Origin of the sequence: Fenollaria massiliensis (genome assembly GCF_023347705.1) — a bacterium.
GTDB lineage: Bacteria > Bacillota > Clostridia > Tissierellales > Peptoniphilaceae > Fenollaria > Fenollaria massiliensis.
This window is the reverse complement of record NZ_CP096649.1, coordinates 500,821-523,356: the sequence shown is the minus strand read 5'-3', so window position 1 is coordinate 523,356 and position 22,536 is coordinate 500,821. Positions and strand designations below refer to the sequence as shown.

Below are 22,536 nucleotides of genomic sequence, written 5' to 3'. Positions count from 1 at the left end.
CATATATAAATATGAACACATAAACATATATTTATATGTTAATAATAATATAACACAAATTAATTTAAAATGCAAGACTTTTTTTAAAATATTTTTATTTATTTTAACACTTTTGTATACATTTATTAGATTCTATATGTTATAATCAAGATATATAATAAAGGAGGAAACATGCAAGAAATTATCGAACTAAAAAAATTAAAAAAAGCATTTAAGATCGGTAAAGAAAGTCTTCTTGTACTTAAAGGCATAGACCTCACTCTATATAAGGAGCAAGCGATATGCATTGTTGGACCATCTGGTTCAGGTAAATCTACTCTTTTAAATATGATGGCTGGACTTGAAAAGCCAACGTCGGGAGAGATAATTGTCGGCGGCATACACATTGAGAATCTTAATGAGGATGACCTAACTAAGTTTAGGCAGCTAAACATTGGTTTTGTGTTTCAGTCGTATAACCTCATCCCTACCCTAACTGCACTTGAAAATGTAGGTTTAGGTTTAATATTTAAAGGCATTTCTAAAAAAGAAAGAGATGAACGAAGCGCGTATCTACTCGAAAAGGTAGGCCTAAAGGATAGAATGAAGCACAAACCAAGCGAGATGAGTGGTGGTCAACAGCAAAGAGTAAGTATAGCTAGAGCTTTTGTAAACAAACCGAAGATAGTCTTTGCAGACGAACCAACAGGTAACCTTGATACTAAGACTAGTGTCGAGATTATGGAACTAATGACTACTATGACGAAAAAAGACAAGCAAACGCTTATCATAGTAACTCATGACTTAGAAACAGCAGTCTACTCGGACAGGATAGTTCACGTGCGTGACGGACTGATTGAGAAAGACGAGATGAACACAGATAAAAAGGAGGCACAATTAAGTGAAGAAGATATTTAGCATTTTATTAATTGCTATAATGATGATAAGCACCTTGAGTGTAAATATGTATGCGGGTAGCCCTACTAATCCAAGTAAACCAACTAACCCATCCAATCCAGGTGCACAAACACCACCAAGCACAGAGCCATCAGTAGTTGAGGATGATTTATTTTTGGTATCAACATCTACTGAAGAATTAAAACCTGGTGATGAAACTACAATATATTTTGAACAAGATAATCCTGGTTATCGTAGATATTACAATTATGCTGGTGATTATGAAATCTATTCAGTAAGAGCTACTAGCGATAGCCCCAATAACTGCTATGTTATTAACTCATATGGCGGAATGAATGGTGCTGAAGTAAGAGTTAGAATCCCACAAAGTGCAGAAGCAGGTACTTATAGGATTAGCCTTGTTGGTAAAGCAAAGCGCAGAGGTGCTAGTGATGGTGCACCTGTTAAGGTTGAGGGTGAAGCTTATGTAAGAGTTAACGGAGGCAGCCAAAACAAAGCTCAGCTAAAAATTACTAGAGTTGACATACTTCCAGAAGCAAACGTAGTTCCTGGCTCTTATGTAGCCTTTGGTTATGAAATTGAAAATATTTCCGATGTTTTAGCTAAAAATGTTGAATTAAACATATCTGGTCTTGCTGCAGCTGGCTTATCAGTTAAAGGCGGCACTACTACTCAAAAAGTTAAAACTATAGAATCAGGAAAGAAAATTTATTTATACTATGAATTAAATGTAGCAAAAACTGCTAAATTTGGTTCTTATGAGATAAAAACTGACCTAAGCTATGAAAGTGAATTCAATAAAGAGCCAATCAAAGAAGAAACAACTGCCTTTATCAATATTGGCGGAGATGCTTCACAAGACTCACAATTAATTATACAAGACTTAAAATTCCCTTCAGCAACACTTGGCGTAAACAAAACATTCGATGTAAGCTTTAAAATCAGAAACCAAGGTCAATCCGTTGCTAAGAGGATCAGAGCAAGCGCTAAGAGCGATGACCCATCGGGCGTTGTGTCAAGAACAGTATCAGACATACTTGTTAGAGATCTAGCTCCTGGCGAAGAAGAAACAGTTAGCTACAAGTTCTTTACAACAAAGGGCGGCTCGACTAAGAACTATCCTATCAATATTAAGATAGAATATCTTGATGATTTTACTGAAGGCAAAGAACCAAAAACTGTTGAACAAATTGTTGGCATTTTCTTAAATAATCCTGAAAATGTTGGCGATGGCAAAGATGCTAAGAAATCAACTCCTAAGCTAATCATTGACAGATACGAATTTGAGCCAAAACTTCCACTTGCTGGAAATGAATTTGAAATGAATCTATCATTCTACAATACAAACGCTAAAAAAGCTGTTAAGAATATTAAGATAGACCTAACAAGTCAAGACACAAGTAAAAGCGACTCAAACACAGCTGGCTCATCAGTATTCACTCCTGTTGATAGTTCAAATACATTCTATATCGGTAGAATTGCTCCGAGCGGCAAAGTTGAAAAAACTATCAAAATGTTTGTCGTTCCAGATGCAACAGCAAAAACTTACAATATCACAGCTAATTTTGAATATGAAGACGATGAAAATAACGAGTACAAATCAAGTGAAAACATTGGCGTACCAGTTTATCAAGAATCAAAACTTGATATAGACCCAATAAATTATCAAACAAACGCCATGGTTGGAGATAGTATTCCAATTACTGCAAATTTCTATAACACAGGTAAGGTTACTCTATATAACTTCAAAGTAACTCTAACTGCTGATAATGCTACTGTTAACAATGGCACATACTATATCGGTAACTTTAACTCTGGTGGACAAGACGTTTATGAAGGCTCAATCATGCCAAATGAACCAGGTGAAATAAAAGGTAAGCTTAAATTTACTTATGAGGACTCAACTGGTGAAGTAAAAGAAAAAGAAGAAGATATCAATATAACTGTTGAAGAGGCTCCTCCAGTAGATGAAAACGCTGGACCAGACGGCATGCCAATGCCAGATGGAGCTATGGGAGAAGCTCCTTGGTATAAAAAACCTTTATTTATAATTCCAGTGGCACTTGTAATTTTAGGAGCTATAGGCTTTGTAGTATTTAAAAAGCTTAAAAATAAAAAGAAAGAAAAGGATTTGAAGATAGATGAAGACTAAAGATCTAATATTGATGAGTTTAAGAAATCTTAATAGACGTAAATTAAGAACCTTCTTAACAGTATTAGGTGTAGTTATTGGTTCTATATCCATCATCATGATGATATCCTTAGGCTTTGGTATGACAGACTCAACTAAAAAGCAACTTGCTTCAGCGGGATCTTTAACTCAGATTGACATCTACCCTGCTAATAGATATGGCGGCGATATGGATGAAGATGGCAATCAGAAGAAGAAAAAAACTGATAAAGTCGCTAAGCTTGATGATGCAACCGTTGAGCAGCTTAAAAAAATTCCTCATGTTGATGCGGTTTTAGCAACTGAACAATTTGACGCGAAGATAAATGTAAAAAATTTACAAGGATATGCTTCAATAGTCGGTGTAGACCCTGCTGAGTACGCTAAATTTGATATAAAGCTAGATAGCGGTAGACTTCTTCAAGAAGGCGATATGAACAAAGTTGTCATGGGAAGAGATGTTCTTAGATGGCTAAGCAATCCGCAAAGGCCTCGTATGAACGGTCCTTCGAAGGATCAAGAAAGAGATCCACTTACAACTAAGATGTTTCTTACTTTAGATACAGGTGGTAGCTACGATCCAGAAGGTCAAAGTACTGAGCCTAATAAGCCTAATGTAAAATATCCTATCGAAGCAGTTGGTGTATTTAGAGATGACGACTATGAAAATAATTATTACATCGTCATGCCGATAGAATATTTAAGAAAAATTAAAAAAGATGCCAAAAAATTACAATCTGGTGCCAATCAAAATATGTATGGCGGATATATGATGGGCGGACGTGAAGATAAAGACAATAAATACAATAACATCAAGGTAAAGGTCGATAACGTTGACAATGTTCAAATTGTTCAAGAGCAAATCGAAGCGATGGGACTTAAGCCTCGCTCGCTTAACGATATCTTAGTCGAAATCAATAACTCATCTAAAACACAAAGACTAATACTTGGCGGCATCGGTGCCGTATCATTACTAGTCGCAGCTATCGGTATCTCGAACACCATGGTCATGAGTATATATGAAAGAACAAAAGAGATTGGTGTCATGAAGGTTATAGGTGCGAGCGTCTCTGATATAAAGAAAATGTTTTTAACTGAATCAGCCTTCATCGGTCTACTTGGTGGCTTGGTAGGTATAGTCCTCAGCTACGCGATAAGCACACTCTTAAACTACTTGGGCGTGAAATATGGTTTTGCAGGAAATATGTCAGGAGGAGGCTTCTCACCAGACTTTGATCCATCTCAGTTAAAGATGTCAATCATACCAGTTTGGCTTGCACTAGCATCCCTTGTCTTCTCAGCACTTATAGGTATAGTATCAGGTTACTTCCCTGCTAAGAAAGCAACTAAGCTAAGTGCACTTGAAGCGATGAGACAAAACTAAATATAAATCAGAAAAGAGTGAGCAAATTAATGCCCACTCTTTTTTTGCATAGTAAAGGCGATGGACTAAGCCATCGCCATGTTTTTAATAAATTATTTTTTCTTTAATTATTTAGCTGGCTTTACATCTTGTACTAAAAATACTGTATTAAGCGCTCTACCTGCATTTCTAAAGTACTTGCCGTTAGCATACATAGCGCTCGATGCACCTCCATCAAGGTTAAAAGCATCTGTGCAGCCAAGGTCTTGCATTATACCTGTGACTTGCGCCATAGTTCCTGAAGTAGTTACCATGACTAATTGATTTGATTTATTGATACCTATTAGTGTTCTTGCTCCTGCGCCAGTTGTCATCTTCGCTTCCATGCCTTTAACATAAGTTTCGTACACGCTCTTAGAGTTTTCTATTAGTAGTGGTCCAGCTGATATTATCTCAGTAACTTTTGTATATGAAATTTTTTCTCCATTGTAATCAAACTCAGTTTCAGTCACGAAGCCATCGTTAGTTTTCTTTGACAAAACTAATTCAAGTTCAACTGTTCTTCCCTCTTGGAATCTATCATTAATGTATTTATCGTCACAAGCTTCTTTACCATAATAAATTATGTAGCCATTCTTTGGCAAAACCATGTTCTCAGATGATTTATATACTTTACTTACTTTATTATCAACAACTTCTATGACAGTTCCACCGCCAAACTTAGTAGGAGCGTTTCTGTGTGAATTGTATACGTAAGCAGTCTTTTCGCTTGTTAGATTGCCATTTACATTCCAAATTTCAAAAGTGTTTGCTTTTTTATTTATCCAGTCATTTTCTCTTTGTCCATCAAGAAAACCATTGTAACGAAGAAAGCCTTGTACTATCTTAAATTTATTTTTATCAAAAACAAGTAGACTCGCGTGATTACCTGACATGTTTATCATTTTGCCCTCAGTCATTTGCGTTCCATAAGGGTAAAATCCGCCCTTGTACGCTTCAAAATAATTTGCGTTTATCGCTGCTCTTGGCTTATATGAAGCAATAAAATTTTTAAAATTCGTAACACCAACTTGCTTCATATTTGGCTTAACTACCTTAAAAGCAGTAGTATTATCAGATGTAACAGTAATTACATTGCAGCTTCTATTTCTAAGCTTAACTTGTTTTACCTCAGTTTTGGCAAGTATATTCACTTGACTAGCTAAAAGCATTATAGCCATGCCTAGTGCGAATATTTTCTTCTTCATAAAATCTACCCCTCTTCGTTTACTTTATTCTATTATATAAGAAATAGAAAATAATTGCAAGAGAAAAGCCAAGATTTCTCTTGGCATATATTATTACTCAATATTATCTTTTAAATATTCTCTATACTTTAATAAAATTTCATATATCTCATCAAAGTCTTTGCTCTCGCAGATGGCGTTCTTAACTTTTGCAGCGTTTCTTAGTCCCTTGATGTACTGTAAGAGCTGCTTCTTCATATTGTTTTTTAATAGCTCCTTGGGATATAGCTCTAGATCTAAGTCCATGTGCCTTAGTGCGACGTCTATCTTTTGGTATTCTTCCGAAATATACTCTTCGCCTTTTAAGTAGCTGTCTATCTCTTTAAATAAAAATGGATTTGCAAGCGCTCCTCTGCCTATGGCAACTCCACTTGCACCTGTCACTTCAAGTATCTTCTTGTAATCATCAAGACTCGCCACATCGCCATTGGCAATGACTGGTATATCAACTGCGTCTACAATCTTTTTGATGTAATCCCAATTAGCGCTTCCTGTGTAGAAGGCTTCTCTAGTCCTTCCGTGAACGGTGATTGCATCTGCTCCTGCCTCTTCTATCGCCTTAGCATTCTCTACGCCATTTAAGTTATCATCGTCCCAGCCAATACGTATTTTTACGGTAATTGGTTTAGCTGAAGCACTTTTTGCAGCTTTGACTACCTTATATACTTTTTCTGTATCTCTTAGAAGCGCACTGCCATCGCCATTTTTCGTAATTTTTGGCATAGGGCAGCCCATGTTGATGTCTATGATGCCCGCGTCCATAGCGTTTAGATGCTCCTCTATCGCTCTTTTATAGTCATCTTCATTGCTTCCAAAAATTTGTACTGCATATATGGCTTCATCTTTTATTCTCTTAGTTAAATCTAAAGTTTTTTTGTCATCATGAACAAGGCCTTTGACATTAACCATCTCAGAGACTGTCATGCCAGCACCAAGTTCACAAGCTATATGCCTAAATGCATAGTCAGTAAAACCTGCCATCGGTGCTAAGACTAATGAATTTTTTATTTCAAAATTCGATATTTTAAGCATGATTCATCTTATATATTTCGTAAAGACCTAGAAGAGTTAGATTTGGCTCGATTAAATTAACATATTCGCTGTATTTGGCAACTTTTTCTGAAAGTCCACCAGTTGCAACGATTAGAAGCTCCTCCTTAGTCTTACCTATCTCTTCCAAAATCTTTTTTATAATGTAGTCCATCTCACCGATTTTTGAGTTCATAATACCGCTTTTAATGCTCTCAACAGTATTTTTGCCAAGAACGTGCTCAGGCATTTCAAGCTCAACGCGCGGAAGCTTTGATGTTCTCTCGGATAGAGCGTCCATCGATATCTTAAAGCCTGGTGTGATGATGCCTCCAAGGTAGTCACCTTTTTCATTTAAGTAGTGATAAGTATTTGCTGTACCTAGGTCTATGACTATAGCTGGTTTATTTGTGATGGCTCTTACAGCTACTGAGTTTACTATGTTATCTGAGCCAACCTCCTTTGGATTATCCATGACAATGTTGATCTTTGTCTTTAAGTTTTTGCCAACAAGTTCAGCATCAACATTAAAATATTTTTTAATTGAATCAATAAGTGGTCCTGTCACAGGAGGCACAACCGATGAGATGATGGCTGCATTCACTTCTTTTGCATCAACTTTTGCAAAATTCAAAAAATCATGAAAAATAATGCCATATTCATCCAAAGTTTTATCCTTATCTGTGGATAGTCTAAAGCTTTCTATCATATTATTATCGTCGAACAAGCCTAAAACTATGTTAGTATTGCCGACATCCATTGCTAATAGCATAATTATCTCCTCTCAATTGATAATACTCTTGAAGCGATTACTGTCACAGCCACAATCGCTATGATGAGCTCAGGTATTGCGTTTGTTGTTGCAATTGCAAGTATATAGCCCTTTGCAGCGCCTGCTTCTAGTCCAAGCGCTCCTTCAATGAAGCTTCCATAAATTAAATACATAAATGATAATACAAGTCCAGTGTTTGCAAGCGTCCCAATAAATGCTGGCACTACTAGATCAAGTCTATACTTTTTTGAGCCTTTAATGATAAAGATGAGTATCATTAGCGTAATTAATAAAAATCCTACGTTAACTAGCTTGTTTATGACTTTAATCTCAGGACTTGCGATAAAAAGGATGACCCATCTTAAATAATAGATAAAAATTAGTGCAAATACTGTTAAAGTGATTGCCTTATTTGTTTTTTCATCTCTTTTGTTCATAAATTTAAAGACAAGACCAGATACTAATCCTATCAAAATTCTTGGCACAACAGCTATAATTGGATTTAAAAATACTAGTGATATAGGATTTGGCTTGATTATTGCATTGATTATGCTTGTTATTCCAAAAACAAAACCAACAATGGCCCCAATAAGTGGACCTTCTAGTATGCCCGCCAATATAACTGGTATATGTAGTGTTGTTGCATTAGTTAGACCAACTGGCACGAAGCCTATCGGTGTAAATGCAAATAATAGTACTATAGCTATGTAAATAGCTGCGAAAGCGACTCTTTTCGAGTTCTTGCTCATGTTCATTAAATTACCTCCATTCCGGTTCACTAAGGATACCGTTTGATTTACGCTAAATATTATAGCACAAAGACAAATCCATTGCAATGATTTATGCTTAATACATAAAAAATGCCAATATATCTTGGCATTTCTCTTTATTATATCTTGTCAGCCCAATCGTCTCCGTATTCTAGCGTTAGCCAGAAATTTATATCATCGAAATCATCTTTTTCTTCCTCTTCATCGTCATTAAGATCTTCATATCTGTTCTCATCTTTAAAATGATATATGCATTCTTCGTCGTCATCGTCACTATAGCTTGACCAGCTACTAAGATTGTCTTGATACTCATCTTCCCTTCTTATAGCTTCGAGCTGCTCCTCGCTTGGACCTCTTTCATAACGAGTTCCGTCCTTGTCTGTATAAGTATATGTTTTAGCAAATTCAATATTGTATAGATTTGGGTTATCTATGTGATCCATTGGCAGTCCACCATTGTTATTAATAAACCACTTTTCATGCGGATGAAGCGAATCCCATGGCCTTGCAAGTAGTTTTTCTCTTAAATCGAGATTCATCTCTTCATTATAATCATAAATTCTTTTGTCACAAGGTCCAGAAACAGGTCTTGCTTTTATAGATTTAATCGTGCGATCACAGTAATCCATATAATATCTCAAAAAGTCCTCGCTTATCGATGCTCTTTTAAATCTGTATTCAGGATCATCATCTGGATCAAGTGCGTCAATGCCATGATTAATTGCGTTATTATATGAAATTTCAAAAAATGATACGTCCTCTTCATTATCAAAATCACTAGGATCGATATAGATGTCATTTAAGCCAGGGTTCTTTTTTAGTTCATATGCACCAAGACTTGTGTATAAAGTGTTTCTTCTCCTATCATAAAAGGCTCCACAAACAAATTCATACGGTGTTCCATCTTCATCCATAGCTGGTCTTAACTTTTCTTCAAAGATAAATTCTGTTTTATCCGAGCTAAAAATAAGGTCGCCATACTTAAGCATATTATAGCCCCTCGAGTCCTTTGGCCCATCCTTCCACATACTTCCACAAGTAAGCTCTTGTCCTAAAACATAATGGTCATAATCAGCTGAGTGATATATCTTTCTTGTGTCTCTCCTAGTATAGCTCATAAACTCACCTAAAAAATCTCTATCAGTAAACAATAAATCATTGTCAGCTATTGGAAAAACGAATTTTCTCATGCTGCCTCTATGAAAGTACTCGTTAGTCTTTCTTGAAACAAATACTGGTGGAACATACTCCATAGGGTTGCCGTCACTGTCATGTGGACTGATGCGCTCGCTAAAACCATTTTGATCAAAATAAACACACTCAGTCATATCTTCACTTATAAACATATCACCAACAAGATACATTGGTTTTCCATGTGAATCGATTATGTTTTGTCCTTGAAAGTTAATAAATACCTCACTTGTCTGAGGACTTACAAATTGGCCGAAAAATTCATACATAGGATTGCCGTAGCTGTCTTTCGGTATTATAGTCAAATCCGATACCACCTCATGATATTCACTGCCCTCGCGATTAACATAGCGGCCATGTGATAAAAACATTGGCTCGCGATTCGAATCTAGTGGTGTATATGTTAAACCATCTTCCTTTGCATATTCATTAGGTCCTAAAAAAATAGTCTGTTTTCTACCATTAATATTGGCTTGTCCACTAATTCTTTCATTAAAATTGTTCTTAAATACTGGCCATCCGTCTTTATAAATCGTTTGTCTTGTTTCTACCATATAATACCTCCTATATATTATCAAAGATATATTAATACTATTATACCATATTCTTAAACAAGAGTTAAACAAAATAAGCAGCCATTTCTGACTGCTTACCCTGTAATAATTATAGTTTACTAATTAATAAAATTATTGAAGTATTGTACCTACTAAAATACCGTACCAGTTGCCTAGAACGTATCCAAGTGTACCAACTAATAGTGCTGGAACAATAAGTGCTTGCCAGCCCTTAGATACAGCCATAGCTGCTGCTGTTGTAGGTCCACCAACGTTTGCGTTTGAAGAAATAATGATTTCTTCGATAGAGAATTTGAAAATCTTTCCAAATATAAGTGATACGATTAAGTTTGTGAATACTATGATTGCTGCTAGTAATAATAGTAGTGGAGATTGTTCGATGATTAACTTTAATGATGCTGGTGCACCGATTACTGCGAAGAACAGATAAATTAAGAAAGTACCGATTTCTTGGCTACCGTTAATCTTTTCGAAGAAAGAGCTAAATACTGATGCAAGTATCATAGTGATAGTTGTCATGATTAGATACTTGTTACCAAGTAATCCGTTGAATAATTGCATTACAAAGTTGCCTGTTGGTATAACTGATCCTAAGAATGAAGCAATAAGGTCAGATACTGTAACGATTAGGAAGGCACTTGCAACTACTGTTGCTATATCAAGTAATGATATATTCTTTGCTCCCCAATATTGAGCTGCCATAGTCTTGCTGCTGTCTTTAAGATCTGCGTTCTTTTCAAGTTCATCAATGTATGGATGCTTGTAAGCTTTTTTGATGAATGAAATTCCTGGTAAAGCTATTAAAACGAAGAAGTAGATAGCCATTAATAAGTTATCTGCAACTAGAGCGGCGCTTGTAACTGATTGATCAACTGCATAGTTGTCAGCCATAGCTACGAAGTTAACGCTTCCGCCTGTGTATGTTCCTGTGAACATAGGGATAATTCTACCAAGGTCATTTATAGCGCCTCTTAAGATATAGAATGCTGCGAAAGAACCAAGTATTGTTCCTACTGAACTTAATAGATAAATAATAAATACTCTTCCTGATTCCTTAGCAATTTTCTTAATATTAGCTTTGAATAATAGCATAGGTACTGCTAGAGGTACTACATAGTCCCAAACAGCATTATAAACTGGTGCATCTGCTGGAATAAAGTTAACGTTTGAAAGTATCATAGTGATAGTTAACGCTAAGATACAGCCTGTTACTTTGTTAGCCCATTTGTATTTTTGTTCTAGGAATATTGCTAAAGCAGCTGAACATGCTAGAACTGACCAAAGAGCCCAAGTGTTTTCAGGCGAAATAAAACTTGCTAAAAACATAAAATCACTCCTTTATAGTAAACTATTACAATAGTTATTATATCATTTTAGAAAGTTTTTTTCAAGTTTATTATAATTTTTATTGTAAATTATTTTCGTTATCGTAATAATTTTGTCTCTTTGTGATAATATAATATTTTTGCATAAGAAAAGCGACTAAATTTATAGCCGCTTAATAATCTTATTGATTTTCTCCAAGAACTTCTAAGAATTCTTTTCTATTAATTGTTTCTTTTTCAAGAAGTGTTTGAGCTAATTTTTCAAGCTTATCCTTATGCTCTAAAAGTATTTGAGTTGCTTCTTCTTTTGCTTTTAAGATAAAATCTTTTATTTCTTGATCTATAGCATATTGAACTTCTTCTGAATAAACTTTTGTTCTTCCGTAGTCCCTGCCTATGAAAACGTTTTCGCCTTCATTGTCATAGCAAACTGGTCCAAGCTTATCGCTCATACCATAGACAGTAACCATGTTTTTCGCAAGATCTGTTGCTCTTTCAATGTCGTTTGATGCGCCTGTAGATATATCTTTAAATATAATCTCTTCAGCTATTCTACCGCCAAGTAGTGATTTAAGCATATTCTCCATCATGGACTTAGTTGTATAATTAAAATCTTCTTTTGGAAGATATTCTGTGAAGCCGCCTGCTCTTCCTCTTGGAACTATAGTTATCATGTTAACTGGATATAATTCATCTGTGTAGTGACTAACTATAGCGTGACCCGCTTCATGATAAGCAACTATCTTTCTTTCTTTTTCTATAACAGTTTGTGATTTCTTTTCTGGTCCAGCAACTACCTTGATTGACGCTTCTTGAACAAGTCTCATAGGTATCTTGTCAAGATTTTCTCTAGCTGTTAATAGCGCTGCTTCATTAAGAAGATTTTCAAGGTCAGCTGGTGAGAATCCTACTGTTTTCTTAGCAATATTTTCTAAATCAACATCTTCATCAAGCTTTTTATTCTTTGCATGAACTTCAAGTATTGCCTCTCTAGCCTTAACATCAGGAAGTGAAACATATATATTTCTATCGAATCTACCTGGTCTTAATAAAGCCTTATCAAGTATATCTGGTCTATTGGTTGCCGCCATAACGATAATACCTTCATTTTGAGTGAAACCGTCCATCTCTACAAGTAATTGATTAAGTGTTTGCTCTCTTTCATCGTTGCCGCCGCCAAGGCCTGCGCCTCTTTGTCTACCAACTGCATCAATCTCATCTATAAATACTATGCATGGTGCATTCTTCTTTGCTGTTTGGAATAGGTCTCTAACTCTTGAAGCACCAACGCCGACAAACATTTCTACAAAGTCAGAACCGGATATAGTATAAAATGGTACTCCTGCTTCGCCAGCAACTGCCTTTGATAGATATGTTTTACCTGTACCTGGCTCGCCAACAAGCAAAACACCCTTTGGTATTCTTGCGCCAAGCTTTATATATTTCATAGGATTTTTTAAGAAGTCAACTATTTCAAATAATTCTTCTTTTTCTTCTACAAGTCCTGCAACATCTGCAAATTTAATGACCTTACCATTGACAGTTTTTGATTCTCTCGCTCTAGATCTGCCAAAATTTTGTGGACTTGTTCCATCTTGTCCTCTCGGTGCAATTAACGCACGCATGATAAATATGAAGAATAGCATAGATCCTGCCATCATAAGTATATTTATCATCATGGAATTATCCTTAGGCATGCTCACATCGTATTGAAGCTTGTTTGCTATAACTCTATCTTTAACATAATCATCATATATAGACTGCCAAACATTTGGATCTACCTCAACATAATCACTTTTACCGTCATTTTTTGTATATTTAAATCCATAGCCTTCTTGGCTAATTCTCTTTACTTTTCCATCTTTAATATCGTTTATGAAAGTATTGACATTGGCTCTATCCTCCGAGAAAAAACTTCCCGAGAAAAATCTCAAAGAGAAAAAGACAAGTATCAATATAAATGCATAAACAATTATATTTCTAATTGAAGATCTTTTCAAATTATTCCTCCTCACCTAAACAAGTTTCATCTAAAACTCCTATGTATGGTAAATTTCTTAAGTGCTCGTTAAAATCAAGTCCGTAGCCGATGATAAACTTATCTGGTATTTCGAAACCAACGTAATCAACCTTTATATCTACAACTCTTCTTTCACTCTTATTAAGCAGTGTAACTATCTTAACTGATTTTGCACCCTTGTTTAAAAGGTACTCGTGAAGACACTTAAGAGTGTAGCCTGAATCGATGATATCTTCAATGATAAGTATATCCTCACCCTTTGGATCAAACTCCATATCTAACTTGATATTGACCTGGCCATCGGATTTAGTTTTGTTTCCATAGCTTGATGCTCTCATGAAATCAACTCTAAGCTCGTGATTGTCAACATTTTTAATAAGGTCAGCCATAAACACAAAGGATCCTTTTAATATCCCAACAAAGATTGGGCTCTTTCCTTTATAATCCTCTGTTAATTGTTTTGCTAGTTCTAAAACTTTTTCTTGAATTTGTTCTTCAGTGAACATAATTTCTTTAATTCTATAAGCCATAATTATCCTCCATTATAATGTTAAGATAGTTCTTTGTTTTTGTGCTTGCTCTGTATTTATTAGCTATGTCGTAGCCAATAACACAAGCTATGTCCTCATCATTTGTCAAAAATAAAATTTTAGCTCTTTCATCTGAAGAAATTTTTTTATCAATAAAGTAGTCCTTAATCTTTTTTGAGCCACTCATGCCGAAGGGGTTGAATCTGTCGCCACTTCTTCTATTTCTAAGACTAAGCTTTCCATTTAATAAATCATAGTCGAGATATTTTTTGCTAAGAATTTTATCACTTAAGACAAATTTAAATTTTCTTCCATAAATATTGTATACTTTATCTAATTTAAAGTCAAGCGATATTTCTTCTGAAAACTCATTGTTATCAAGCACTTTGAATGTGGTTTTATCAAAATCATTTACAAGATAATGTTTATTATCTATATCATACCTTTTACCCGAATCGAGCAAAATTAAATTGATCATCTCTTCAATATTTTCTTTGCTAATATTATTTAAATATTTTAAATTTTCTTTTAAAAATTTTCTTAAAATAATAGTTTTTTCGTAGTGATGAAGCTTATTAAAACCATCTCTGTCAATGCTACCCGCCTTGACTATGCTTTTATACTTATCATTTATAATAATTTCAATATATTCATTGTTCTCTTTAGAGATGGCTGCAAGTCTAGCCATAGATGCAATTACATTCTCATTAAAATTCTTTTCAATAAATGGTATCATCTCGTTACGAATAAGATTTCTCTTATAATCGTTGGTAAAATTAGTCGAGTCATCAACGTAATTAATATTATTTTCTTTTAAATATTCAAGAATTTCTGATTTCTCAAAGCAAAGTATTGGTCTTATGTAAAAATCTCTTCTTAGTGGAATTGATTCAAGTCCGTCAAGTCCTGTGCCTCTAAATATATTTAGCATCATGGTCTCTGCTACATCGTTTTCATTGTGAGCTATGGCAACTGAATTTGCCTTGTATTTATTTTTAAGCTCTTCAAAGAAGATATATCTTAACTTTCTACCTGCTTCTTCACAAGTTAATGAATGCTCCTTGGCATAGCCCGCCATGTCAATGTGCTCTACTTCATATATAAGGCCATATTTTTCAGAAAGATTTTTTACAAAATCCTCATCTCTTTGTGCCTCTGCTCCTCTAAGACCATGGTTAACGTGACAAACTATAATGTGAAGGTTATATTCTTCTTTAATACTAAGCAGCATTTCAAGCATAAAAACAGAGTCAGAGCCACCAGATACAGCGCTGACTATGGTATCTGATTTATTTATTAAATTATTTTCTTTGATGAAATTTCTAAATTTTTCTATACTATTCATACTAACCTCTACCATAGATAAAATATAAAGAAAATTAAAGGCTGAACAATTGTTCAACCTTGCTAAATACTTATTAGACTCAGAAGCAATTAATTTCTATAGTCACCTTTTTTTGAATGATAACTGCTTCTTCTGTTTTCTTTAAACTTCATTTGATCCATCTTTTCAGTGCTTTCTTTCAAAAACCTTGAAATTTTATCTTCGAAGCTTAAATCTTGAGATTCTGTCCTTTCTCCTTCCCATGTATAAGCTTTTCTTGCTTGTGGCTTAGAAAAATCTCTTCTTGGTTTTGAGAAATCTTTTTTATTATTAAAATCTTTTTTATTATTAAAATCTTTTTGTTTAACAAATTCCTTTTTTGGAAGAGTTTGCTTAATTGACAAACTTAGTTTTCCGTTGTCATTCGACAAAACTTTAGCTTTAACCTCTTGTCCCTTTTTTAAAACATCTGAAACATTTTCTACGTAATCATTTGATATCTCCGAGATATGCACAAGACCATTCTGTCCACCCTCTATCTCGATAAATGCTCCAAAATTAGTTATATTAACAACTTTTCCACTCACGATGTCTCCAACTGAAAGCGTCATAAAAAACAAAATCCTCCTTAATTATTATTTGTTTTCTTTAAATATATCTGTGTCGACTTTGTCAACAACTTTTATTTCTTTAGGCTTAATCATGCCTAATTCATCTCTAGCTATTAGTTCAATAAATTCTTGAGTTTTAGACTTAGAAAGCAATACCTTTACGTTTGATATTTCGTCCTTAAGTTCTGCAATCTCTTCTTGCTTTGCCTTATCTTCTTTCACTAATTTATTGTAAGTTGCTATTTGATTATAAAAATGGATTGATACAATTAAAAATAAAGATATAATTCCTAATTTAAATGCAGTAATGCCACCTTTTTTATTTTTCTTCATAATCATCACTCCTTACAAATCATAGCTCTTTATACATCAGCTTAGCTTGATCCTTGTTTGGACTTTCAAGCAAGGATACTACTTCATAGCTTCTGTGGTCTTCATTAAACGTTGTCGTTATAATGTCGCCAACTTTTAAATCATCACCCGGTTTAGCTACTTTTGAATTTATAAGTATCTTGCCGCTCTTCGCAGCATCATTAGCTACTGTTCTTCTTTTAATAATTCTCGATAGTTTTAAAAACTTATCAAGTCTCATGAAATCACCCTTATGTACATCGTAGAAAGTCAGGCATAGCCTGACTTTTTACTTATTGTGTTTTAAGAAAATATCCTTTTGGGACTATTTTGCTCTCTTTTTACCTTTAGTGTTTACAGTTTCCTTTAAAGTCTTACCAGCTTTGAAAACAGGTGCTTTAGATGCAGGAATTTTTATTTTTTGTTTAGGATCTCTAGGGTTTCTTCCTTCTCTAGCTTTTCTGTCCTTTACTTCGAAAGTACCAAAGCCTACTAGTTGAACCTTTTCACCGCTCTTAAGTGTTTCAGTAACAACACCTGTGAAAGCGTTAAGACAAGCTTCAACGTCTTTTTTTGTCATTTCAGTTTTTTCAGCCATAGCTGCAACTAATTGAGATTTGTTCATAATAAATCCTCCTTTTAAAAAGTGCTTGAAAAGCCATTCGTGGCTCTTCTATACTTATATTATAACCTATTTTCTCTAAAAATCAAGGTTTTTTTGCATTTTTTTTAAATTTTTATGAAAAAATAGCGATTTTTTTGCTATTTTGATATAAAATCTTCAATTTTTACCAATTTTAGTAAAAGTGCGAGGCCACCATAAACTATTATGCCTAATGAAATCGATAGCGATGTTGATATTAAAAGTGAAAATCTCATGCTTAAAAGTTCATAAGCTACCTTAACCGAAATTGCCATAAATATGCTTACAGCTAAAACTTTTAATGTATAGAACAATAAATTATATTTTTTATCAAGTATTTTTTCCAAATCGATATAATTTAGTATCATCGCCACTAAAAATGCAGCATTTGTACTTATAGCCGCGCCCTTTACATTGAAGAATGTAATTCCTGTTAGTATATATGTTAAAATTATCTTTACAATTGATCCAATTACAAGGTTTTTAACTGGCTTTTCAGGTTTACCAACCGCTTGAAGTATAGCTGTTAGTATTTGTATTAAGCATAGAAAGATAAGGCTTATCGATAAAATACTTAATAATTCAGCCGTTCCATTGATTGCTTCTGGTGAATTATTATAATAAATTAATGATATTATAGGCTTACTTAAGGCAATAAATCCAAGTGCACAAGGAAATGCAAAAAGACAAGTGAACTTAAGTCCTGTAAATATTGTTTGATGCATTTTTTCGTTATCTTTTTTAACCATGTACGCTGAAACTAGTGGTACTATACTCATTGACAAAGCTATGGATATAGCTTGTGGCATATTAATAAGTGTTGTCGCCATGCCCTTTAGCCATCCAAACATATCATTTGCTTGGCTCATTGTGTAGCCGATATCTGTTAGTCTCATAAAAACTAATTTTGTATCGATAAAATCCATAAGAGGATTGATTGATGCGCCGATGGTGATGGGTACTGCGATTGATAAGATATTTCTTATAACTTCTTTATCTGCATAAATAAAGCCGCTTTCGTCTAGTTTTTCTTCTGCTTTATATGATTTAAAATTAAATAAAAATACTATAAGCAAAAATAAAAAGCCAAAGAAGGCACCGATTGAGCCGCCTGATTGTGCTGCGCCTGCTGCAACGGCTACGCCATACATACTTAGTGCATATTTTGTTAGTATAAGCCCAAATATTAATTTAAATAACTGTTCAATAACTTGTGAGATGGCTGTCGGCACCATATTGTCCTTACCTTGATAAAAGCCTCTAAATGATGACATAAGTGGCGCAAATACAAGTGCTGGTATTAGTGCAACTAATGAGTACCAGCTGTTTTCATTTTGTAAAAAGCCAACAATTTGGTGACTGAACACATAAACAAAGAGTGCACTCGCTATGCCCAAGATGAACATTAGCTTTGTCGACTCTCTGAATACTTTATGAGCTGCCTTTATCCTGCCTAGTGCATAATTTTCTGAAACGAGCTTTGCAACCGCTATAGGTAGACCTGCTGTTGATATTGTTAAGAGTATTTGATACACAGGATAAGCCGCTTGATAGTAGCCAATCCCTGTATCCATGATGATATTTGTTATAGGTATTCTATATACAGCGCCTATAATCTTAACTAAAATTCCTGCTATAACAAGAATAAAGGTATTCTTAAAAAATTTATTTGTTTTTTTCTTTTCCATATATTAATCTACGAAGTAGTAGCCTACCCCCCATTTAGTCTTTAAAAATTTTGGTCTCTTGCTGCTCTCTTCTATCTTGTTTCTAAGTCTTCTTACATGAACGTCAACGGTTCTTTCATCTCCATAGAATTGATAGCCCCAAACCTTTTCTAAAAGGTCTTTTCTTGAGAAAACAACTTCTTTATTCGAAGCAAGTATATATAGTAAATCAAATTCTTTACCTGTTAATGAAATTTCAACGCCATCTTTGAAAAGTTTTCTGCCAATGGTGTTTATAGTAAAGTGATTAAACTCAAGTATACTGTTCTTTGAATCATCACTTGCGCCTTGAACTCTTCTAAACAAGGACTTCATCCTAGCTTTAAGCTCAAGTATATTATAAGGCTTAACTAAAAAGTCATCTGCACCATATTCAAGCGCAAGTATCTTTTTTATTTCTTCCTTATTATTTGTTGATATGATTATGCCGACATTTGAGTCTCTTCTAATGTCTTGACATAGGTTTAGACCGCTTTTGTCTGGCAAGTCTATCTCCATAATTATTAAATTGTACTCATTTGGCCTAAGAAGCTTTTGTGCCTCTTCAGCGCTATATGCTGTATCTATAAGATACTCATCTTGTTCTAGACTGTATTTGAGCCCCTGAACAAAGGTTTCATCACTATCTATTAATAAAATCTTTTGCATATATACTCCTACCTTTTTAATACTCTCTTATCGCCAAGCCTCTTAGTTAAATTGGCTTTGTCAAAATCTTCAAGCAAAGCAAGCGATATTTTTCTATTTGACGAAATAAGGTCTCTGAACTCAGCTAAACTTATCTCTTGATTATTATTTAAAAACTTAATTAGATCTTCTCTTGCATTTAAGAAGGCTTTGTAGCTTATATAGTCATCTTGAAGCCTGTAAATGCTCTTGCTAGCTTGTAAATCTTGTAGTGCTTCATTTAAAAATTCTGGATTGATCTTAATTTTTTCTTGAATTTCTTCTTTTGTGATGCCATCATATTTTGCTTCTTCTATCATGTTTAATACCATGTCCATGGATTTTTTGTCTTCATCCGATAAACTTGGTGCGTATCCTTTGATTGAGACTAGCTCGCCATTTAATTCTAGGCTTGCTTCATCAAGTATAAGTCCAAGAACATATTCATAAAGCTTCTGATTGTTATTAAGTTTTTTGAAAAATCTATTCTTAATCTCTTCTTTAAAAATTCCTCTTCTAAGTGGATATTTTTCATAGTATTTATTTAGGTGAACTATAAGTTCTTCGTTCACATTTTGTATATATCTTAAGGATATAGGATAAAGTCCGTTCTTTAGCTCGTAAACTTTTATTGTGCCTTCATTAACTAAGTCATTTAGCTCTTTATCTACTAAATCTTCTGATTTACTTAATAATTTAGCAATTTCTTTTTTATTTAAGAAATCATCTTGTCTTGTGTAGATAAGATTGTTAAGAACATCTGTATCTGAGCCGCTTTCATTTATTTTAAATTCTTCAACAGCATCTTCATCGAAACGTTTTTTCTTCTTTGGATTAGTTTCAAGTATGATGCCACCCGCTATTGTCGACATTGGTGAGTAAAATCTTAGTATAAATCTATCCATCCTCTTGCAAACTGTTTCGCTCTCAAGAATTAGTTGAGCGTAGCCTTCTTCGCCAGGATTAAGCACATCTCTATCTAAAAGTACAACTCTAGCTAGAATTTCTTCTGTGCCTATATATAAGAAGACTCTTGAGCCATTCTTAATAGCTCTTTCTTGATCCTTAATACACTCGATCTTTACGTCAATAAGATTAGTGTTTTTAAGTGCATCAGGAAGGCTTATTACGCTGCCCCTATGTATATCTTCTTTTTTAACGCCAGGAATGTTTAGAGCACATCTTTGTGAATCATAAGCCACATCTTGTGACTCTTGATGCACCTGAATGGATCTGATCTTAGTCTTGATTCTCTCTGGATATATCTCGATCTCATCTTGTAGAGATAGCTTGCCATCCATAAGCGTGCCAGTAACTATGGTTCCAAAGCCTGATATAACAAAAACTCTGTCTATAGGAAGTCTTGGTGTATCATTCTTTTCTTCTTTTTCAAAGCTATCGGCATGTTTTCTTAAAATATTTTTAATATCATCTATGCCCTCTAAAGTTTTGTTAGAAACTCTAACTATCTCAGAATTTTCAAGAAAAGTGCCTTTCAAAGCGTCTCTGATATCTGAAGTAACTAATTCTATCCACTCTTCATCAACTAAATCAGTCTTGGTTAAAGCAACAAAGCCGTGTTCAACGCCAAGCATTTTAAGTATGTTTAAGTGCTCTATCGTTTGAGGCATTATGCCCTCGTCAGCTGCTATAACAAGCATAACAAGATCCATGCCACTAACGCCTTGAACCATGTTTCTGATAAATTTCTCATGGCCCGGCACATCGACTATACCTACTCTTAAATCTTTTTCAAGATCAAAATAAGTAAAGCCAAGCTCTATCGATATCCCTCTTTTTTGTTCTTCCTTAAGCCTGTCTGTTTGTCTGCCAGTTAACGCGCGTATTAAAGAAGTTTTCCCGTGGTCTACGTGACCCGCAGTTCCAAGTATTAAATGTTTCACTATTACTCTCCTAAAATCCCTCTAATTTCATTTACAATAATTTCGTATTCTTCTTCGTCAATAGTCCTTAAATCAAGCAGTATCTTATCCTTGTATATCCTTACAATTATTGGTATTTCAAGGTGTCTAAGTTTTTCTTCAAGCTTTGCAGCCGATATATTTTTTGGATCGATTTCAATTGCTTTTGACTTGATAAATTGGTTTGGAAGTGAGCCGCCGCCTACTTCTGAAGCTGTTTCAACTATACTTAATTCAGCTCCATTCACGCCTTCAAGCATTGAGAATAGTTTTTTTGCTCTCTTTTCTATTGATTCGTAAGACTCTGTAATCATCTTTATAGTCGGTATCTCAAATGTTTTGTTCTTGTCAATATAATAGTTTAGTATTGTTTCAAGCGCTGCTATAGTCATCTTGTCTACACGAAGCGCTCTAAGTAATTGATTTTTCTTAATTTGGCTGATGTATTTTTCCTTGCCGACAATGATGCCCGCTTGTGGGCCGCCTAAAAGCTTGTCCCCACTGAAAGTAACTACATCAACGCCACTTGCAACTGATTCCATAACAGTAGGTTCGTGCTCAAGACCATAATCCTCAAGATTAATTAAAACGCCTGAGCCAAGGTCTTCTATAAGAGGTAAATCGCCCTTTATAGTCGCAAGTTCACTCGCGCTAACGCTTTCAGTAAAACCTAAAATTTTGTAATTTGATGTGTGTACCTTTAAAATCGCGCCAGTCTCTTCATTTATAGCGTTTTCATAATCTCTTAGATGAGTCTTATTTGTTGTGCCGACCTCTCTAAGTGTCGCTAAGCTTCTCTCGCAAACGTCAGGTATTCTAAATGATCCGCCTATCTCGATAAGTTCGCCTCTTGAAGTGATTACTTCTTTGTTCTTGCTAAGTGTATCAAGTACAAGCATAACAGCTGCAGCGTTGTTATTTACTACAAGTGCCGCCTCTGCTCCAGTAATTTTCTTAAGCTTTTCTTCTATATGAGAATATCTTAGTCCTCTTTCGCCTCTTTCAAGGTCATATTCAAGATTTGAGTAGCTTGATAATAGCCTCATAATATTTTCTTGAGCTGTTTTAGGTAATTTTGATCTGCCAAGATTAGTATGAATGATGACACCTGTAGCATTTATCACGGGTCTAAGACTATAATTAAGCTCATCAGCTAGTCTTTCTATAACAGTCTTATCAATATTTTTAAGTCTAGCTCTAAGTGAGTCCTCATCAAGTCCTTTCTTAATGTCATCTCTCATCTCATCTAAGATATTTCTTATAGTATCGTTAATAAGTCCAGCGTCGTGAAGCTCGAAAAGCTTCTTGATCTCTTCATTTTCCATGACTTGATCAACGCCTGGGATCATTCTAAATAAATTCAT

General features: G+C 34.5%; 20 protein-coding genes. 3 read left to right on the top strand and 17 right to left on the bottom strand.

Annotated elements, in window-relative coordinates:
- Positions 1-171: 171 nt before the first annotated feature.
- From M1R53_RS02670 to M1R53_RS02660, 3 genes are read left to right on the top strand one after another with little or no spacing between them, the layout of a single operon-like run.
- Positions 172-897: an ABC transporter ATP-binding protein gene (locus M1R53_RS02670; protein WP_283162610.1), complete on the top strand. Its 726-nt coding sequence runs from the start codon at positions 172-174 to the stop codon at positions 895-897.
- The gene (locus M1R53_RS02665; RefSeq protein ID WP_249242976.1) at positions 881-3,049 is read left to right on the top strand and encodes a COG1361 S-layer family protein; all 2,169 of its coding nucleotides are present in this window, start codon (positions 881-883) and stop codon (positions 3,047-3,049) included. Before M1R53_RS02670 ends, M1R53_RS02665 begins: the two co-directional genes overlap by 17 nt.
- Positions 3,039-4,451, top strand: coding sequence for an ABC transporter permease (locus M1R53_RS02660; RefSeq protein WP_249242975.1), 1,413 nt, complete (start codon positions 3,039-3,041; stop codon positions 4,449-4,451). The genes M1R53_RS02665 and M1R53_RS02660 overlap by 11 nt, the downstream gene beginning before the upstream one ends.
- Before the next feature lie 107 nt (positions 4,452-4,558).
- Here M1R53_RS02660 and M1R53_RS02655 read toward each other — a convergent pair whose 3' ends face one another.
- The 17 genes from M1R53_RS02655 to selA form a co-directional block, all read right to left on the bottom strand.
- Complete coding sequence (locus tag M1R53_RS02655) at positions 4,559-5,677, bottom strand: phosphodiester glycosidase family protein (RefSeq protein WP_249242974.1); 1,119 nt, start codon at positions 5,675-5,677, stop codon at positions 4,559-4,561.
- 93 nt (positions 5,678-5,770) lie between these two features.
- Positions 5,771-6,748 (bottom strand): tRNA dihydrouridine synthase DusB, encoded by a 978-nt coding sequence (dusB, locus tag M1R53_RS02650; protein WP_249242973.1) that lies wholly within the window; start codon positions 6,746-6,748, stop codon positions 5,771-5,773.
- Complete coding sequence (locus M1R53_RS02645) at positions 6,741-7,517, bottom strand: type III pantothenate kinase (protein WP_070598645.1); 777 nt, start codon at positions 7,515-7,517, stop codon at positions 6,741-6,743. The genes dusB and M1R53_RS02645 overlap by 8 nt, the downstream gene beginning before the upstream one ends.
- A gap of 2 nt (positions 7,518-7,519) precedes the next feature.
- Positions 7,520-8,272 carry an ECF transporter S component gene (locus tag M1R53_RS02640; protein WP_070598646.1) on the bottom strand — a complete coding sequence of 251 codons (753 nt, stop codon included), beginning with the start codon at positions 8,270-8,272 and terminating at the stop codon, positions 7,520-7,522.
- Positions 8,273-8,406: 134 nt separating this feature from the next.
- The gene (locus M1R53_RS02635) at positions 8,407-10,032 is read right to left on the bottom strand and encodes a hypothetical protein (protein WP_249242972.1); all 1,626 of its coding nucleotides are present in this window, start codon (positions 10,030-10,032) and stop codon (positions 8,407-8,409) included.
- 132 nt (positions 10,033-10,164) lie between these two features.
- Complete coding sequence (locus tag M1R53_RS02630) at positions 10,165-11,379, bottom strand: DUF819 family protein (RefSeq protein ID WP_019214583.1); 1,215 nt, start codon at positions 11,377-11,379, stop codon at positions 10,165-10,167.
- A gap of 181 nt (positions 11,380-11,560) precedes the next feature.
- Entirely contained in the window at positions 11,561-13,378 is a 1,818-nt protein-coding gene (gene ftsH / locus M1R53_RS02625) for an ATP-dependent zinc metalloprotease FtsH (RefSeq protein ID WP_249242971.1), read from the bottom strand.
- A gap of 1 nt (position 13,379) precedes the next feature.
- Positions 13,380-13,928, bottom strand: coding sequence for a hypoxanthine phosphoribosyltransferase (hpt, locus tag M1R53_RS02620; protein WP_249242970.1), 549 nt, complete (start codon positions 13,926-13,928; stop codon positions 13,380-13,382).
- Positions 13,918-15,273, bottom strand: a complete 1,356-nt coding sequence (gene tilS / locus M1R53_RS02615) for a tRNA lysidine(34) synthetase TilS (RefSeq protein ID WP_249242969.1) — start codon at positions 15,271-15,273, stop codon at positions 13,918-13,920. The genes hpt and tilS overlap by 11 nt, the downstream gene beginning before the upstream one ends.
- An 89-nt stretch (positions 15,274-15,362) precedes the next feature.
- Entirely contained in the window at positions 15,363-15,863 is a 501-nt protein-coding gene (locus M1R53_RS02610; RefSeq protein WP_019214579.1) for a S1 RNA-binding domain-containing protein, read from the bottom strand.
- A 24-nt stretch (positions 15,864-15,887) separates the two neighbouring features.
- Positions 15,888-16,196: an FtsB family cell division protein gene (locus M1R53_RS02605; protein WP_019214578.1), complete on the bottom strand. Its 309-nt coding sequence runs from the start codon at positions 16,194-16,196 to the stop codon at positions 15,888-15,890.
- A 19-nt stretch (positions 16,197-16,215) separates the two neighbouring features.
- Positions 16,216-16,455 carry an RNA-binding S4 domain-containing protein gene (locus M1R53_RS02600; RefSeq protein WP_019214577.1) on the bottom strand — a complete coding sequence of 80 codons (240 nt, stop codon included), beginning with the start codon at positions 16,453-16,455 and terminating at the stop codon, positions 16,216-16,218.
- An 84-nt stretch (positions 16,456-16,539) separates the two neighbouring features.
- Positions 16,540-16,839, bottom strand: coding sequence for an HU family DNA-binding protein (locus M1R53_RS02595; protein WP_249242968.1), 300 nt, complete (start codon positions 16,837-16,839; stop codon positions 16,540-16,542).
- A gap of 137 nt (positions 16,840-16,976) precedes the next feature.
- The gene (locus M1R53_RS02590; RefSeq protein ID WP_249242967.1) at positions 16,977-18,545 is read right to left on the bottom strand and encodes a putative polysaccharide biosynthesis protein; all 1,569 of its coding nucleotides are present in this window, start codon (positions 18,543-18,545) and stop codon (positions 16,977-16,979) included.
- A 3-nt stretch (positions 18,546-18,548) separates the two neighbouring features.
- On the bottom strand, positions 18,549-19,232 hold the full coding sequence (locus tag M1R53_RS02585) for a response regulator transcription factor (RefSeq protein WP_249242966.1): 684 nt from the start codon (positions 19,230-19,232) through the stop codon (positions 18,549-18,551).
- Positions 19,233-19,240: 8 nt separating this feature from the next.
- Positions 19,241-21,154, bottom strand: a complete 1,914-nt coding sequence (selB, locus tag M1R53_RS02580) for a selenocysteine-specific translation elongation factor (protein ID WP_249242965.1) — start codon at positions 21,152-21,154, stop codon at positions 19,241-19,243.
- A 2-nt stretch (positions 21,155-21,156) separates the two neighbouring features.
- Positions 21,157-22,536 (bottom strand): L-seryl-tRNA(Sec) selenium transferase, encoded by a 1,380-nt coding sequence (gene selA / locus M1R53_RS02575; protein WP_249242964.1) that lies wholly within the window; start codon positions 22,534-22,536, stop codon positions 21,157-21,159.